Genomic DNA, 17,114 nt, shown 5'->3' with positions numbered 1-17,114 from the left:
TCCCGGCCGGCCCCGTTTCCGTTGCCCCTATGGGGTTCAATTACAAGACTTTAGGAATAGATATGAGTGAGGTAGACAAGACAGTCGCCGACCAGGCCCCGGATCCCGAGGCTCAGGCAGGGGAGGCGGCGCAACAGGCTTCGCCAGATGCTGACGCGAGCGTCGACGAGGTCGCCGAGTTGAAGAAGCAGCTTGCCGAACGCACGGAGGACCTGCAGCGTTTGCAGGCCGAGTACGTCAACTACAAGAAGCGCGTCGACCGCGACCGCCCGCTTGCCAGGCAGTCCGGAATTGATGCTGTGCTTCGCGACTTGATGCCTGCCTTCGACTCGATCGTTGCGGCCCAGAACATGGGGCACCTGAGCGATGGCTTCAAACTGACCGCGGACGAGTTCATCAAGGTTGCCCGTCAGTACGGCATGGTTAAGGTTGGCGAGGTCGGCGAAGAGTTCAATCCGTTGATCCACGAGGCTCTGATGCAGCAGCCCGTCGCCGGCACCGGCGAGCCGACAATTCACGAGGTCATGCAGGTTGGCTACCAGATCAACGGTCAGACGGTTCGTCCGGCCAGGGTTGTTGTTGCCATGCCAACCGGCGAAGCGGAAGAGGATAAGGCTGAGGAATCGCAGGCTGAAGAGCCGAAGACCGAGGCTGACAAGCAAGAAGGAACCGAGGACAACTGAATTCTCGGAAAAGATATAGCGCTTTAGTTAGGAGGGCACGATGAGCGCAGAAAAAGACTATTACAAGGTGCTTGGCGTGCCTAAGAACGCCAAGCAGGAACAGATCAAGAAGGCGTTCCGAAAGATCGCCAGGGATAATCACCCCGATCAGCATCCTGGAGACAAGGCTGCCGAGCAGCGGTTCAAGGAGGCCTCCGAGGCCCATGACGTCCTTAGCGACCCTAAGAAGCGCAAAAAGTACGACGCCGAGAGGGCGATGCCGCCCGGTGGCTTCCACTTCCCGGGTGGAGGCTCGCGCACCACGACGTTCACCGGCAACATCGACGATGTCCTGAAGGGATTCGGCGGCGCTGACGGCCTGGGCGACATCTTCGGCGGGTTGTTCAACGCGGGCGGCCGCAAGCCGACCACTCCGCAGAAGGGCGCGGACGTTGAGGGCACGGTGACGATCGACTTCATGGACGCCGTCAAGGGTGCCACGGTTTCGGTTAAGGTTTCCGACCAGCACGCCTGCAGCACTTGCAGAGGTACCGGCACTAAGGCCGGCACCCAGCCCAAGGTTTGCCCGTCCTGCCAGGGCGCTGGCATGAAGAACCAGGGCGGTATGCGCATGACTTGCACCGAGTGTGGTGGGCGTGGCCTCGTCGTCGACGAGCCCTGCCCAGATTGCCGAGGCACCGGACGTTCGAACTCGCACCGCAACGTGAATGTGCGCCTGCCCGAGGGCGTTTCCGACGGCCAACGCGTGCGAATCCGCGAGCGCGGTGGCTCCGGCAGCAACGGTGGCCCGAACGGCGACCTGTACGTGAAGGTGAAGGTGCGGGAGCATCCCGTCTTCGGACGCGATGGAAAAAACCTGACCATCACCGTCCCCGTGACGTTCAGCGAGGCTGCTTTGGGTGCGGAGATCGACGTCCCGACGCTCGAGGGTGGCACCGTGAAGCTGCGTCTACCGGCCGGCACCCCGAATGGTCGGGTGCTTCGGGTCCGCGGTCGCGGCATCAAACCTGCCAAGAAATCGGCGGGCGACCTGCTGGTCAAGATCGAGGTGCAGGTGCCGAGCTTCCTCGACGACAATGCCAAGGAGAAGCTGCGCGAGTTTGACCGTGCCGCAAATCAGCTGAATCCGCGCACCAGGCTGCTGGGTGATAACTAATGGCTAAGTTACCCGAGCGGCTAGACCCGGACGCCCCGATTTTTGCGGTGTCCGTGGCCGCAGAGCTGGCCGGGATGCACGCCCAGACGCTGCGGCAATACGACCGCATCGGGCTGGTCGTGCCGAACCGCACTAGGAGCGGGCGACGCCGCTACAGCCCCAGGGATGTCAGTAAACTGAGGCTGATTCAGCACCTGAGTCAGGAGGAGGGCGTCAACCTGAATGGCATTCGACGCATCATCGAGATGAGCAATCAGATCGATTCGTTGAAGAAGCGCAACGAGGAACTTTCCGAGCTGCTCGAACAGGTTTTGGCTAGGGGAGACGAACACAGGGTGTTCACGGCCACCGTCGGCGGAAGTATTTATCATGGCAGAATCCGACGCGATCTGCTGGCGATAGATCGATAATCCTCAATATCTAACCTGGATCTGGTGGACATTCACCGGGTCCAGGTTTTTAATGCAGGATGGCCACTGAGTCTTTGCCGAGCCTCAGTCTGCCGTCGTCGTAAGAAACCTCGCCCCAACTGGCCAGAATCTCACTGGGGTTTTGGCCAATCAGGTCTGGTTCGCCGTCGCTATTGACCACTACGGTCAACCCGCCGCTTTTCATTCTGAACCAGCCATTGCCCCAATCGCACTTGATCTGCTCGTCGGTCAACTCGCCGCGAAGCAGGATCAGTTCCTTGTACCACTGAAGCATCTCAGCGTGCCGACCACGCCCGCTTTCATCCCAGTCCAGTGTGCTGGCTTCGAAAGTCTCGGGGCTCTGCGGGTCGGGCACCCACGGGTTTTCGCCGTAGATTTCCTCCCAGCCGTGCGCGCCGAACTCCTCCATCCGGCCCTCGCTGACGTCTTTTCCTAGGCTGGCGTCATGGTCGGTGAAGAACTGGAACCTGCCTTTTGTTGCCCATTCCTGGCCCTGGAAGATCATCGGGGTGAACGGCGAAAGCAGCAGGATTGCTGCGCTTGCGGCCTGTAGGCCTTGGGGCAGGCGCTCCTCGGGGCGGTCGCCCTGGCCGCGGTTACCCACCTGGTCGTGGTTTTGCGTCGAGATGACGAATCTTTTTCGGCTCAGGGTTTCGGGAACCGGAGCTCCCCAGTCCTGCTTACGGAAAGTTGAGTAGCAGCCGTCGTGGACGAATACCTGTTCAAGCGCTTTGGCGAGTGTTTCCGGCGCGCCGAAGTCGATGTAGTAGCCGAAGGTTTCGCCGGTCAGGTACGAGTGTAGCGCGTGGTGGACGTCGTCGTCCCACTGCCCGTCGATGCCTAGCCCGCCATCAGCAACCGGCAGCACCATGCGCGGCTGGTTCATGTCCGATTCGGCGATGAGAGTCTTTTTCAGGCACAGCTCGGCCTCGAGCTCATCGACCTTCTCGGAAAGTTCCGCGAGGATGTGGACGGGCGAATCGTCGATCAGCGCGTGAACCGCGTCCAGGCGTAGCGCGTCGATGCGGAAATCGCGCAGCCAGCGCAACGCTGCCTCGACGATGAACTTGCGAACTCCCTCGCAACCTTCGTCGTCGAGGTTGATGGCGTCTCCCCAAGGGGTGGTGTGCTTCTTGGTGAAGAACGGTGCGAAAGTTGTCGCGTAGTTGCCGGCCGGGCCGAAGTGGTTGTAGACGACGTCCAGGCAGACTGCAAGATCCTGCGCGTGGGCCGCGTCGACGAATCGCTGCAGGGCCTCCGGGCCACCGTAAGATTCCTGGACCCCATACCAATAGACGCCGTCGTAGCCCCAGCCGCGCTTGCCGGGGAACGGCGAGACCGGCATCAGCTCGATGGTCTTAACACCGAGATCTTTGAGGTGGCCGAGACGCTCGATGGCCGATTCCAGCGTTCCTTCAGATGTGAACGTGCCGATGTGCAGCTCGTAGATGACGTCGCCAAGTACACTGTGGCTCGCCTGCGGGGTGCGCCACCGGTAGGCGCCTGCGTCGAATGTTCTCGACGGCCCATGCACACCCCAAGGCTGGGCCGCAGAACGCGGGTCGGGACGCGGGGAGCCGTCGTCGATAGACAGCAGGTAATTGGTGTCGGCCGGAAGCGAAATGGTGAAGTTCTCGCCGCTCTTGTGCATCTCCAACCGCTGGCAACCTGCCAACGCCTCGTCGCTCAGCGGCTGATCGAGGCGCCCGGAAAGCTGCTCCGGTAGCGGGTCGACGATTACGGCGTGCGCGGTCTTCGCTGACGGCGCCCAAAGCTTTATTTCAACCATTTTTCACTCCAAATGTGGGGTTCCGCCCGGCACAGCGAGCGAAACCCCACAGATTTATTCGTCGTTTTTCTTGCTGAATCGGCGCACGAGCCAGCTCAACATGTCCGGTTTCTCGACCGTTTTCTCGGCCGGTTCGGGGATCGCCGCGATGGTCTCGGTGCCGGGATTATCGTCAAGGTTTTCGAGCACAGCGCATGGGAATCTTTCCAGCAGATCACGCACCTTGGCCTCGCCACCGGGGAATTCCTTCTGGGTGAGAACGTCGATCCACTGCCCAGGCGGCAGCACGACGGTGTGGTCTGTGAACCCTTCGGACTTTTGGATGCCACGGTAGAGGCGTGCTGCGATCGTCACCACTTGCGCCTCTGCTCCGCGTGCGTAGGCGACGACGTGACCCGTTGAACAAGCCAACGGGCGGTAGCTGGCGTTCGGCCCGACGAAAACTTCCGGGCGACGTCTACGCAGCCGCAGGATCCTGGCTGTCAAGAACATTTTCTGTTCAGCTAGCGTCCGGGGCGAATGCTCGGTGACGTGGTCGAGCATCGCTGAAAGCTCTTCGAAGTTCGCTGGACGCCTGTTGTCCGGGTCAACCAGATAATTCTGTGTTGTCTCGCAAGTGTTGAATGTGTCGGCGACTCCCGGGCAGGTCAACTGCAGCGCCTTGCGCGAAAGAATCGCGACGCGCGCTGCCGGGTTGGTGAGCTTGTACCAGTCGGCGAGCGTGCCCATGACGTCTTCGTTGGCGTAGATCGCGTCGATGACGTCCAGCATGGTCTGCTCGACTTCGGTGTTTTGCTCGGTCCAGGTCGTCCACAACTGTTGCTCGCGGGACGCCTTGATCATGTACTGCTTTAGGCGCTCGATTTCGATCGGGCCGTCGTCGGTCCAGGTGCCGGCAAGGGTTTGCCAGAGGAAGTTTTCGGTCTCCGGTTCGACGCCTTCCGCGAATGGGTGCAGCTGGGTGATCAGCCCACGCCACTGCGGGGCAAATTGGCTGAGCACGCCGATGCGTTCGCGGACGTCCTCTGAACGCTTGTTGTCGTGTGTAGAGCCGGCGGACATGGCGGCCGGCCAATATGCGGCCTGGTGCGCTGCCCAGGAGTGGAAGTCGTCGGGGGCGAGGCTCCAGGTGGCGGGTGAACCGCCCACCTCGTTCAGCGCGATGAGCGTTGAACTGCGGTAGTAGGCGGTGTCCTCTACGCCCTTCGCGGTGGTCGCGCCGCAGGTTTGCTGGAAGCGCACGACCAATTCGTCTCGGATGTCCTGTTGGGCGCGGGACGCGGAACCAACTTCGCGGCCGAGAACCAGGTTGACGACGACGTCGAGGGTGTCTAGCAACTGCGGGTCGAGTCTGGTGGCGGCCACCTTCGCGGCTTCCTCCACCAGCCTGATGGCCTCTTTGTCTGCCGGCTCGCCCGGCACCACGTAGGCGCGGTAGCGGGGGAAGGCGATCACCAGCTCGGTGATGCACTGCTGAATCCACGAATGCGTGTGGTCGCGAAGCATGATGTCGTCGTGGCAGATCTGGTACGCCAGGTCCGCAATCCGGTAAACCTCCGCGTGCAGCGACTCAGTCGCGATCTCGCGCTTGGATTTTTCGATGGTGACGGACAGCGGCTCCGGAACAGCCCCGATGTCTGGCAAAACAGCGGCCATCTCGTTGTGCCCGGATGGGTCGATCTGCAGCTGCGAGATCCGCCAGGACGCGTCGTATCCGGTCGTGCCCGCAGTCGGCCAATCTTGGGGGAGTTCTTCGTCGGGCTCCAGGATTTTCTCGACGGTAACCCATGCGCCGCCCGTCGCCAGGGACAGGTTGCGCAGGTAGCCGCGCGGGTCGGCCAGGCCATCGATGTGGTCGATGCGGAAGCCGTCGATTTTTCCGTCGGCGTAAAGATCGAAGAGAAGTGCGTGGGTGGCCTGGAAAACCTCTGGGTCCTCAACGCGGACGGCGAGCAGGGTGTCGACGTCGAAGAAGCGACGGAAGTTGAGCTCCTCGTTTGCCACCTTCCAGTAGGCAAGGCGGTAGTACTGCTTGGCGACGCACATCGGCAGCGGCAGCGATTCGGTTCCGGCGCGAACCGGGAACACGTGGTCGTAGTACTTCAGCACGGGGGCGGGGCCTTCATCTTCTAAGCCCGGCACCACCATTTCTTCGCGGGTGATTTTGCCTTCCGCGAGTGCAGTGCCGATCCGCTCGCCCAGGAACGGCATGAGGATGCCGTCGGAGTCTTCGGTGCCGTCGAACCATTCGGCGTATTCGGAGTTCGGGCCTTCGCGAAGCACCGACCACAGCGCCTTGTTGTGGTAGATCGGCGTGGGCACGCCCATGTGGTTTGGCACGAGGTCAACGATGACGCCTATGTTTCGGTTGTGCGCGTCGTCGGCTAGGCGTTCGAAGCCTTCGCGTCCGCCGAGGCTCTCGCTGATCCGGGTTGGGTCTACGACGTCGTAGCCGTGGGTGGAGCCAGGTGCTGCCTGCAGAATCGGACTTAGGTAGATATCTGTTACGCCCAGCCGCTCGAGGTAGTCGAGCGAGTCCCTGGCGTCGTCGAAGGTCATTTCGGGGCCCAACTGAATTCTGTATGTTGAAACCGGCGTGCGGTGGCCGCTAGACGACAGGTGGCTAGCCGCAATCGGCTGGCCCGCTGCCTTCTGCTCTGCGGAGGTGGTCACGCCTTCTTTTTCGCTGTTCATAACTCCTCCAGGCTACCCAATAGCCTGATCAGGTTGCCGCTGCGGCGAAAAATAGCGCTCAGTTTGCATGTTTTGGCTGAAGGCCTCGTGATAAAACCTGGCGGCTCTGACAGGTTCGCACCGCAACTTTTGCAACAAAATCCTCTGACTTGGGGAATTGCAATAGCGCAACTCCAGCGGGTCTAAGGACGACCCTCATTTGTCACGCTCTTTTGTTTAGAAGGGTGTGCGCTCACTGCGGAAAAGGTGTCGTGTATATAAATAGGTAACAAGTAAGGGGTAAAAATGAAGAAAGTTTTTTGTGCGCTGTTCACTACGTTGGCACTGTTGCTGACGGCGTGTTCCAGCGTTTTACCGTCGTCCGTGACAAATCCTGACGGCTCTCAGAAGCCCGCCGCGAAGAAGAACAATAAGAAAGCATGCGGTCTAAGTCTCGAAGAGGTCGCGAAAGATGCTTTAGAAAAGGCGCCTTATAAATCAGCGGAGACCAGCTGGACGCAGAGTCCCTGGGCCTGGCAGGAAGACGGCGTCAACACTTCCGTCTACGACCCCTGCGCTCCGCTATCTGTGATCTCCATTCCTGTCAGTGGGGCTACTGTTGATTCGCCTGAAATCCAGTTGCTCTACAGCTACGGAGAATACCTGTATCCAGCGACCAAGTGGTTGTTTGGTGGGACCCCTGCAATCCAGCGAATCAGTCCCGAAGAGGTGGAGGTTAGCTACCGCTTCATGAAGCCAGGCGACTTAGCTCCTGCCGAAAGCACCGGTTGGGCAGAGTCAAAATTCAAGTATGACGTTGACCAGGACGAAGTCGTACGTACGGGCGAATTGCCGATTAATCGAATAGAACTGGAGGATCCGGGTATCGAATCATCCGGTAAGCCTGCATACAAGGACGAGGGGAGGGCCCCTGGTATCCCTGCCGAGGCGTACGAAGGTGCAGGTGGCCCGATTCCTGAAGGCGCAAAAGAGATTCCTATCACTGGCGTCTCTATCCAGGGAGGTGAAACCTTCAGGTCGATTCAAACCCCAGATAAGAATATTGGCTGCGAATTTCCAGCCTCGGGGGAGGGGTTGGCTTATTGCGGAGTCATGTCGTACTTGAAGGAAAACAAGTATCCGGAAGAGATGGGAGGAAGTTTCTCGGACGGCTATTCAACGATTCCCGCGTGGGCTTTCAGCCTGAACAGCGATAAGGCGATATCGGCACATCCGGAAACGTCTGCGCCGGCTTTCTTTGATGACCGCAGCAAGCACACGATCATCCAACCGGGCGAGGTCATGTACACCAGCAACTATGTGTGCGCGAGTTCCGGGTCAGCGCTTACCTGCTGGAACACCTCGACCGGCCACGGCGTATACATGGCTCCTGAAGGGTATCAGGGCTGGTAGCTGGTGCTTCGAGGGTGGGCGGCGATTGCCGTCCGCCCTTGTTTTTCCCTAAACGCCGTGACAAAGCGTGGTCGGTGAATGGGTGATCTAAGGCAACTCGTAGTGTTTACCCTAGTCAGCAGGTTTTGCTGCAATGGTTGCGGCTTCCCGTCGCTCTGTCTAGGAAGTTTTGTCACGGATTTTACAAATGACTTTACAAAATGTCGCGCGCCCTGGAATAAACCAGCCACTAAGCAAGTTGAGTTAAGTAGACTCAACTTTGTGTAGAGGTTGGGGTAATACCTAGCAAAAGAGGAAATTATGGATACCGAAAAGCTAACTTCATTAGCAACAGACGGTGTCACCACTGCGGTTCGGCTAGCGCTGAGCGCCGGCAACCCGCAGGCCGAGCCCGTCCACTTGTTGCGAGCGCTGCTGCTGACACCGAATAGCAGCTGCGAAAAACTACTTAACGCTGCAGGCATAGACGCCAAGGTGATCAGCCAGGAGGCGGAGTCTGCAATCAAGCAACTGCCGAGCACTTCAGGCTCGTCCGTGGCTCAGCCGCAGCTGTCCGGTTCGCTTGCCAGGGTGCTTGCGGAAGCCGAAACGCGCGCCCAGGCTCTTGGCGACCAATACGTGGCGACGGAGCACCTGCTGATTTCGCTCGCCGAGGTCGATTCCCAGGCGAAGACGATCTTGACGCGCACCGGGCTTACCGCCAGCAAGCTCGAAGAGATCTTCAATTCCGAGCGCGGTGACAAGCGCGTCACCAACCCCGAGGCTGAGGGCGGCGAATCCGCGCTGGAGAAGTACTCGATCGACCTGACGATGCAGGCCCGTGAAGGCAAGCTCGACCCGGTCATCGGGCGCGACTCTGAGATTCGTCGTGTCGCCCAGGTGCTGAGCCGCCGGACCAAGAACAACCCTGTTCTAATCGGTGAGCCTGGCGTCGGTAAGACCGCAGTCGTCGAGGGACTAGCCCAGCGCGTTGTCGCCGGGGACGTGCCCGATTCGCTGAAGGGCAGGCGAGTGGTCTCGCTGGACCTTGGCTCGATGGTCGCCGGTGCTAAATATCGCGGCGAGTTTGAGGAGCGCCTGAAGGCCGTCTTGAACGAAATCAAGGAGGCCGAGGGCCAGATCATCACCTTCATTGACGAGCTGCACACGGTTGTCGGTGCTGGCGCGTCGGAAGGCTCGATGGACGCTTCTAACATGCTCAAGCCGATGTTGGCCCGTGGTGAACTGCGAATGATTGGCGCCACCACGCTCGACGAATACCGCGAGCACATCGAAAAGGATGCCGCGCTGGAGCGCAGGTTCCAGACAGTTTTCGTTGGTGAGCCGAGCGTCGAGGACACGGTCGCGATTTTGCGTGGCCTGCGCGAACGCTACGAAGCCCACCACAAGGTGCGCATCACCGACGGTGCTCTGGTGGCGGCCGCTCAGCTGTCCAACCGTTACATCACCAACCGTCAGCTGCCGGATAAAGCCATCGACCTGATCGACGAATCCGCCAGCCGGCTGCGCATGGAGATCGACTCTTCGCCGATCGAGATCGACCAGCTGCGTCGCGCCGTCGACCGCCTGACTATGGAACAGTTCGCACTCAGCAAAGAGGACGACGACGCTTCCAAGCAGCGCCTTGCTGCGCTCGATCAAGAGCTGGCCGACGAGAAGGAGAAGCTGCGCACTCTCGAAGCTCAGTGGCAGGAGGAGAAACGCAGCCTGAACAGGGTTGGCGATCTGAAGACGCAGATCGACGCCCTGCGCACTGACGCCGAGAAGTATCAGCGCGAGGGCAACCTCGAGAAGAGCTCGCAGATTTTGTACGCGGAACTGCCAGCCCTGGAACGCGAGCTTGGGCAGGCCACCGAGGCCGAGAACACTTCGATGGTTTCGGAGGAGGTACGAGCCGAGGATATCGCGGATGTTGTTAGCGCGTGGACCGGCGTTCCCGTCGGCAAGATGCTGGAGGGCGAGTCCGAGAAGCTGCTGCACATGGAGGAGCGCCTCGGCAAGCGTCTGATCGGCCAGGAAGAGGCCGTGCAGGCCGTCTCCGACGCGGTTCGTCGTAGCCGTGCGGGCATCGCCGACCCGAACAAACCGATCGGTTCGTTCCTGTTCCTTGGCCCCACGGGCGTCGGCAAGACGGAGTTGGCCAAGTCTCTGGCTGACTTTCTCTTCGACGACGAGCAGGCGATGGTCCGCATCGACATGAGCGAGTACATGGAGAAGCACTCCGTTTCTCGTCTGGTCGGCGCGCCTCCGGGCTACGTCGGCTACGAAGAAGGCGGCCAGCTGACCGAGGCAGTGCGTCGTCATCCGTACTCGGTCGTTTTGCTGGACGAGGTTGAGAAGGCCCACGCCGACGTCTTCAACATCTTGCTGCAGGTGCTCGACGACGGCCGCCTGACCGATGGCCAGGGTCGTACGGTGGATTTCCGCAACACGATTCTGATCATGACCAGTAACTTGGGTTCTCACGCTTTGGCCGATCAGAGCATGGACGAGAAGGCCAAGCACGAAGCCGTCATGAACGTCGTTCGCGCCCAGTTCAGGCCAGAGTTCTTGAACCGTCTAGACGAGATTGTCATGTTCACCCCGCTGACTCGCGAGAACCTGGCGAAGATCGTCGACATCAACCTGGCCAGGGTCAACAAGAGGCTGGCGGATCGCCGCATCTCGATCGAGATGAGTGACAACGCGAAGGCGTGGCTGGCAAACACCGGCTACGACCCAACGTACGGTGCCCGCCCGCTGCGCAGGTTGATCCAGACGAGCGTCGAGGACCAGCTGGCTCGCAAGCTGCTTGCCGGTCAGGTGCCGGACGGCTCGGTCGTCCACATGGGCGTCGCATCAGACAACAATGGTCTAGAGATCACGGACGTCGAATAGGCGTAAATTTGGGGGCTACTAACTAGTAGCCCCCAAAAAAGGTTAGTTATTTGGTTAGAACCGCGATTGGATTCTCATAAAGTAGCTTGTGAAGGTCTTCTTCTCCTACTCCCTCTGCTTTGAGAAGATCTATGAATACTGTAGGCACGAAGGCAAACCCATTTCCGCCATTCTTCGTCCACATCTGTTTAAGAAACAGATCGTGGCTAAGTAATAACTGTTCCGTGTAGCCCTCTTTAATTAAGCTGGAAACGCACTTAACTGTTTCGTTTACCGAAGGAGAGACACCTTCTTTAGGGAAGGTTATATCCAGGCCAATCATGTCAAACTCCAACCAAATGCCTTTGTCGAGCATTCTGTGCTGGTATTCGACGTCGCATCCGGATGGATCAGAGTGTGCTAACGATACTTTCTCTGGTTTGACTCCTTCTTTGAAGACGATATCCAATACCTCGTCGCCTCTACGCTGCCAGCCAGGCATGTGGATATTTAGAGCCACTGTTGGGTTATTAGTCTGAGCGACGGCTGCTGCTGTTAGAGAAGCTTTTTCACCATCGGTGAAGAATGGGGACACGCCGATCTCACCGATCATTCCCGCTTTGATCTCTGTTCCTTGAACGCCAGAATTGATGTCGTTGTCTATGCCTTCGGCAATTTTGTCGATACTTTGTGCAGTTATTCGCTTTCCTTCAAACTTTTCTAAATAGTGCCCGCTGGACATAACTACGTTCAGACCAGTTTGGTTAGCCACTTCGAGAAGTTTCTTGGGGTTACGGCCTATAGCCTCAGTCCCGGTGGCATCGACGATAGTTTTGCCTCCGAGCTCTGCATAGTGATTTACCTCGAAGACAACATCAGATGTATCTTTTTCCGACATGTTATCTGCGTTGCAGTAAGGGTCTTGTCTAAGGCCATACATGAGAGATGGCTCGACTTTTTTGCCTACCAGTTCATTGGAAAACTTGAAATAGGGCTCATCTACTACAGACGACAAGTCATTAAAGAGATGCTCATGAACAAGCGTCATACCCATCTCTTCGGCTTGGATGATTCCTGTAACAGTCTGTAGCTGTCCTGATGATAATTTCTGGTTCATCATTGATCCTAAAAATCGTTGCTTTTAATCTTTTTTGTTGGCGCCATTGCAATTCCCGCTGCAACCAGGGCAACGCATGCGCCGATTACCGTCGCCGTGTAGATGACGTGTCCTGACTGAGGGAAGAACACATCAATCAAGATGGAGCCGATGAGCTGTCCGGCTGTAGATGCAAGAGCAAGCAGTAAGAGGCCTAGCTTGCGCACTAGCAACGCCATCAAGGCGATTGAAAGTAGCCCAAGAGGCCCTCCCAAAAACATCCACCATTGAGTAGGTAGATGGAAAGTGGCCTTACCAATAGCCATCCGAACCAAAAAGGCGAGCGTAAGTACTGAAAATCCTACGATGAAGTTCCAGGTAATAGAAACAAGCATAGAATCGGCCAGGTACCCGATTTTTGAGTTGCCTGCTGGCTGCCATCCAGCAAGGAGACCGCCACAAAAAGGCAACACTGCTAGCCCTATCATGTGCGGGGCAGTGAAGTTTGGTGACACGACAAGGACCGTTGCTGCGATCGCAAGCAAGGCCCCTAGGATACGCGGAATATTTAGTGCTTGCTTAAACTCAACACCAATTCCTAAACGGTCACAAACAATTCCTGAGATAACCATTCCTGCAATCAGCGAAGTCTGAAATGTGGCAACGCCAAGCATGCCTACTGAAACTCCCTCTGAAAGCACGATAACTGCACCGCAGCAACCGGCGAAGAAGTAAGGCCAGGGGAGGGCCCTGTTCTTTAGATGTCCTGGAAGCGACAATAGAGATTTACGCAGTTTTTTCTGAGATAGGACAATGATCAACATTACGACCAGTCCGCTGAAGAATGAGATGCAAGCGGCAAGATGTCCGTCTTCTACGACGACGCCGAGCCTGCCGTTCACCGAGCTCTGAAGAGGTCCTAGCATTCCAGCTAGAACCGTTAAGAAGGTGAATATTGCTACCGTTAGACTGCCGGAACTGTTTGTTTTCTGATCTTTATTTTTGGAGTCAACGCTTGAATTTGAAGACATCGTTGTCACACTTTCTTAGCTGAGCCAGTTGATAATGTTGTTAAATAATTTCCCGTAGCCGTTCCAGGCCATGAACTCTTCCGGAGCCCAATGAGGAGAGATATCTGAAGCGAATGCGACCGAACGTCCTTCTCCGAAATCCGTTGTAATGAGTAGAGGATCGTCGTTAATAGTGGCCAAGACTTCCGAGCCATCTTTAGGTGTTAATAGCTGGTATCCCAGTAAGTCAGGCCAGTATTCGTCCAGATCTTCGGTGATTGTGTGTGCAGTTGCTGAAAGCTGTGGTTTGGCACCTTCAGGCGTCTCAACGCGGTCGTCCCAGTGAAATATAGATACCGGTAGAGCTTCTTCAACAGGGGTGCCTGCGTAGTTTGCTTTTGCTTGGAAGCCTTGAAAGCTCAAGTAGCCTCCCGCCATTAGCAGGCCTCCGCCTTGCCTAACCCAGTCACGGATAACTTTAAGCCGATTCGGTGTTTTTTTACCCTCCTCAAAAACTTGTGGGGGAAGAAGAAGGCTGTTCGCTCCAACATCAGAAAGAATCACAACATCGTATTCATTCAGTTCGTCGATAGAGAACGGGAAGTCCGTGCTGACATCGTGAGATTTTAAATGAGTAACTTCATGGCCATTGTTGCGCAACACTTCTAGAAGTTTTTCGCATCCAATGTGAACTTGAGTGTGAGGGAAAGGATCGAAACCCTTGTGGTCGGTTACGTCACTTACCCAAGATTCGCCTGCCAATAATACTTTTGACACATCGTCTCCTTTGACAATGTTGCGCAACGTTACGCAACGAATAAAGGTATGATATATGTTTGGTATTGCAAATGCAAGGTTTTTAAGGATTGGATCTCTATGGGGGCGTCACTGCGCGAGGTAGCGAGAAAGGCAGGAGTTTCCACTTCTACCGTGTCTAGGTATGTCAAGGGCGAGCTGAATGTCACGGTAGATACCTCAAGAAAAATTCAAGATGCGATGTCTGAAGTGGGTTGGAGTCCTCGTCTTAAAAAAGATCCGAGTTTAAATTCAATTGCATTATTGGTTCCATCCCTGACTAATCCTTTTTTTGCGTCTTTAGCTGATGAGATAGTTGTCGCTGCAAAATTTGAAAATAAGCAGATATCGGTTCATCTTACCGGTGGTGGTTTGGCTAGTGAAATATCTACATTAAAAGCGGTTTTAAAAAATGATTCAATTCATGGCATATTGTATGTGGGAAACAATATGCTGGATGAGGTTATCGACGTAACTAGCTTTAATAAGCCATTCGTTATGGTTGATGAAATAGTTTTAAGTTCGGAATCTCTTAATAAAGTTCCTTATGTTGTTTCTGGAAATCTTAATGGTGCTTATCAGGCTACAAGTCACCTAATAGTAAACGGGCACGAAAATATTGCTTTAGTAGGAGGTCCTGTAGGCTTATCCTCGGCGGAGCAGAGAGAGCTTGGTTTCCGTAAAGCTATGAAGGCTCATGGGCTTGCGTGTTCGGAAGATCTTGTATTCAGGGGGCCTTACAGCGAAGCCTTTGGTGCATCCATCCTTCCTGCTTTGGTAAATAAGAAAATTTCTGTTTCTGCTGTTTTTGCATGTTCCGATATCATTGCGGTTGGATTAATCAGGGCAGCAAAAGAATCTAACTTGGATATTCCAAAAGATCTTTCAATTATAGGTTTCGATAATATACCTCTATGTGATTGGCTTTCGCCTAGATTGACGACTGTGAGTCAACCAGTTAGTGAAATGGCGACTGCTGCTTTACAAGCTCTAATTTCTCAATCTCATCAACGTTCTTTCGAGAATGCCGTGTTGCCTATGCGACTAGTTACTAGAGCGTCAGTTGAAAAAATAAATAATCAAAAATAGAAACTCAAAGAGGAGTGTTTTGTGGAAGCTAAAGGTTTTTCTAAAAATATTGATTTGCTAAAATCTCTCGGCGCGCCCGTCGCCGTGGTTGGCTCCATTAATGCTGACCTGACGGTCGAGACCGAGCGTCTTCCTGAGCCGGGGGAGACCGTTGTTGGTGGTCCGTTAGCCATTCTGCCTGGAGGAAAATCGGCTAACCAGGCGGTGACCTGTGCGCTGCTTGGCGCCGACGTCAATTTGATCGGTGCGGTTGGGCTGGACGGCCATGGCGATCTGCTGCTCGCCTCGTTGCAGAAGGCCGGCGTCAACACGCTGGGCATTAGACGCGTCGAGCATCCCTCAGGATCCACTCTGATCACCGTTGATAAGGTGGGGGAGAACACCATCGTTTATTCGGCGGGCGCGAACAACGCCGTAGACGCCAAAATGGTCCATTCGAAGCGCCGGTTGATTCGCGAGGCAAATGTTTTGGGGCTGTGCCTGGAAGCCCCGATCGAGGCGGTCCAAGAGGCCGCCAGAATAGCCCACAAGGCTGGAAAGACGGTCGTGTTGAATTATTCGCCGATCGTCGAGGTGCCGGATTCGCTGCTAGAACAGGTAGACGTGCTGATCGTCAACGAACACGAGCTAGCGGTGCTCAGCGGTCGCAAAATAGACGCCGAATCCAGCGAGGACCTGGAGAAAGCCATGCGCGAACTTGATTGCGATCGCGTGGTGCTGACCCTCGGGGCAAATGGCTCAAAGGTTATGGAGGACGGCGAAATCTTCGACGTTCCGGCGGTTCGGGTCGAAACCGTAGACACCACTGGTGCCGGAGACTCCTTCATGGGCACTCTACTTTGCACCCTCTCGGCTGGTCACAGCCTGGTTGACGGAGCCAAACTCGCTGCGGTGGTTTCTGCGCTTGCCACGAAAAAGGTAGGCGCGCAGGCCTCGTACAGAAATGCAGACGAAGTGAAGGAATTCCTGAAGGCTCAGGCCTGAGACGAGGCGGCCTGCAAGTTCATCCCGGAACGCACGCAATTGATCAGGGCGATCTGACCCAGGAATGCGCTGCCACCGAAAAGATCGGCGTCGCTCGCTGGCGCAGATACGAGAACTTCGTCGACGACATTTGCTAGCGGTGAATTGTAGGACGTGGTGAACGCGATTGCCTTAGCGCCTGCATTCTTGGCGCAGCGGATGGAGTTAACCAGGTTGTCGACGTTGTCGGTGCCTGTCATGCCGATGGCGACGTCGCTGTCCATCAGACTGGAAGCCGCGGCTAGCCCAGACTTGTAGTCGTTATAGACGACGCAAATGACCCCGGCGTCGGAGAGAACCTGCGATAGAAAAAAGCCAACCACGGCCGAATCTGCTGGAGCGTAGATCTGGACGCGTTTGGCTTCCGCTAAGATCTTGATCGCGCGTTCAAGCGACTTGGTGTCCAACATGTTGAAGGTGTCGCGAATGTTCTCGAGTTGCAGCTTGGCCAACCGTTTGGCGTCTATAGATAGTGCGTCAGCCCCTTTATCCGTCAGCTCCCAGTCGTGCCCCGAACGCTTACCGGCCTCAATAGCGAGCAGGTAACGCATCTGAGAGTATCCGGAAAGCCCGATTCTTTGGGCGAAACGCATTACTGTTGTTTTTGATGTGAAAGCGGCTTTGGCGAGCTCGGATATCGTGCTGGCGGCAGCTTTAGTTGGATTATGCAGAATCAATTCGGCGACAGAACGCTCGGAAGGGCGTAACTTAGGAAGAATGTTCGATATGCGTTCTGTTATAGGTATCATCTGCTGGCCGATCTACTAATGAAATCTAAGACTCCAAGATTTTCTGGGGGGGTGAAAAGTAGGCGTCTGTGATTCGTAAAATAACAGGAACTAAAGAAAAATGGAATAGTTATTCCAGTTGGTGAAATAACTGGATCAATTCTCCCTAGTCAGAGGCTCGTCGGTAGCTGATATGTGGCGGCATAGCGAATGAAAATTCTCCGCGTTATCTCCAACAAATTACAGCTTTTTAGGGCTAAAGACGCTGAAGAATCGCTTGGAACGGAGATTAGGAAAATAAGTTACCTAAATCAGGAAAAATTTTGTAACTTATTTACACAGGTAAAAAGAAAAAGTGAATGAGCTAACAAT

The 17,114-nt window shown here is 55.9% G+C and carries 13 protein-coding genes; 7 read left to right on the top strand and 6 right to left on the bottom strand.

Features of this window, described 5'->3' with window-relative positions; genetic code table 11:
* Positions 1-62 precede the first annotated feature (62 nt).
* From G556_RS0103740 to G556_RS0103730, 3 genes are read left to right on the top strand one after another with little or no spacing between them, the layout of a single operon-like run.
* Positions 63-683 carry a nucleotide exchange factor GrpE gene (locus G556_RS0103740; RefSeq protein ID WP_028821808.1) on the top strand — a complete coding sequence of 207 codons (621 nt, stop codon included), beginning with the start codon at positions 63-65 and terminating at the stop codon, positions 681-683.
* 40 nt (positions 684-723) lie between these two features.
* A complete protein-coding gene (gene dnaJ, locus G556_RS0103735) occupies positions 724-1,839 on the top strand; it encodes a molecular chaperone DnaJ (protein WP_028821807.1) in 1,116 nt (371 codons plus the stop codon).
* On the top strand, positions 1,839-2,249 hold the full coding sequence (locus tag G556_RS0103730; protein WP_028821806.1) for a heat shock protein transcriptional repressor HspR: 411 nt from the start codon (positions 1,839-1,841) through the stop codon (positions 2,247-2,249). The genes dnaJ and G556_RS0103730 overlap by 1 nt, the downstream gene beginning before the upstream one ends.
* A gap of 49 nt (positions 2,250-2,298) precedes the next feature.
* Here G556_RS0103730 and treZ read toward each other — a convergent pair whose 3' ends face one another.
* The gene (gene treZ / locus G556_RS0103725) at positions 2,299-4,059 is read right to left on the bottom strand and encodes a malto-oligosyltrehalose trehalohydrolase (protein WP_028821805.1); all 1,761 of its coding nucleotides are present in this window, start codon (positions 4,057-4,059) and stop codon (positions 2,299-2,301) included.
* A 54-nt stretch (positions 4,060-4,113) separates the two neighbouring features.
* Positions 4,114-6,753, bottom strand: a complete 2,640-nt coding sequence (treY, locus tag G556_RS10140) for a malto-oligosyltrehalose synthase (RefSeq protein ID WP_036915894.1) — start codon at positions 6,751-6,753, stop codon at positions 4,114-4,116.
* 285 nt (positions 6,754-7,038) lie between these two features.
* Here treY and G556_RS11005 point away from each other — a divergent pair, with 285 nt between their 5' ends.
* Together G556_RS11005 and clpB are read left to right on the top strand one after the other, a co-directional pair.
* Entirely contained in the window at positions 7,039-8,145 is a 1,107-nt protein-coding gene (locus G556_RS11005) for an LppP/LprE family lipoprotein (RefSeq protein ID WP_081675504.1), read from the top strand.
* Positions 8,146-8,445: 300 nt separating this feature from the next.
* The gene (gene clpB, locus G556_RS0103710) at positions 8,446-11,022 is read left to right on the top strand and encodes an ATP-dependent chaperone ClpB (RefSeq protein WP_028821804.1); all 2,577 of its coding nucleotides are present in this window, start codon (positions 8,446-8,448) and stop codon (positions 11,020-11,022) included.
* A 46-nt stretch (positions 11,023-11,068) separates the two neighbouring features.
* On the opposite strand, the gene G556_RS0103705 is transcribed toward clpB, so the two are convergent.
* From G556_RS0103705 to G556_RS0103695, 3 genes are read right to left on the bottom strand one after another with little or no spacing between them, the layout of a single operon-like run.
* Positions 11,069-12,118: a phosphotriesterase family protein gene (locus tag G556_RS0103705; protein ID WP_028821803.1), complete on the bottom strand. Its 1,050-nt coding sequence runs from the start codon at positions 12,116-12,118 to the stop codon at positions 11,069-11,071.
* An 8-nt stretch (positions 12,119-12,126) separates the two neighbouring features.
* A complete protein-coding gene (locus G556_RS0103700) occupies positions 12,127-13,128 on the bottom strand; it encodes a DMT family transporter (RefSeq protein WP_028821802.1) in 1,002 nt (333 codons plus the stop codon).
* Between the two features lie 15 nt (positions 13,129-13,143).
* Positions 13,144-13,884 (bottom strand): glutamine amidotransferase, encoded by a 741-nt coding sequence (locus tag G556_RS0103695; protein ID WP_024111230.1) that lies wholly within the window; start codon positions 13,882-13,884, stop codon positions 13,144-13,146.
* Between the two features lie 99 nt (positions 13,885-13,983).
* Here G556_RS0103695 and G556_RS0103690 point away from each other — a divergent pair, with 99 nt between their 5' ends.
* Both G556_RS0103690 and G556_RS0103685 read left to right on the top strand, forming a co-directional pair.
* Positions 13,984-14,991, top strand: a complete 1,008-nt coding sequence (locus tag G556_RS0103690) for a LacI family DNA-binding transcriptional regulator (protein WP_016455190.1) — start codon at positions 13,984-13,986, stop codon at positions 14,989-14,991.
* A 21-nt stretch (positions 14,992-15,012) separates the two neighbouring features.
* Positions 15,013-15,975, top strand: coding sequence for a ribokinase (locus G556_RS0103685; RefSeq protein ID WP_028821800.1), 963 nt, complete (start codon positions 15,013-15,015; stop codon positions 15,973-15,975).
* On the opposite strand, the gene G556_RS0103680 is transcribed toward G556_RS0103685, so the two are convergent.
* The gene (locus tag G556_RS0103680; RefSeq protein ID WP_036915891.1) at positions 15,966-16,763 is read right to left on the bottom strand and encodes a MurR/RpiR family transcriptional regulator; all 798 of its coding nucleotides are present in this window, start codon (positions 16,761-16,763) and stop codon (positions 15,966-15,968) included. The two genes, G556_RS0103685 and G556_RS0103680, sit on opposite strands and share 10 nt — an antisense overlap.
* Between the last annotated feature and the right edge of the window lie 351 nt (positions 16,764-17,114).

Origin of the sequence: Propionimicrobium lymphophilum DSM 4903 (genome assembly GCF_000423485.1) — a bacterium.
GTDB classification, from domain to species: Bacteria; Actinomycetota; Actinomycetes; order Propionibacteriales; family Propionibacteriaceae; genus Propionimicrobium; species Propionimicrobium lymphophilum.
Note: the sequence above shows the minus strand (reverse complement) of the source record. Positions and strands in the feature narration are given on the sequence as shown.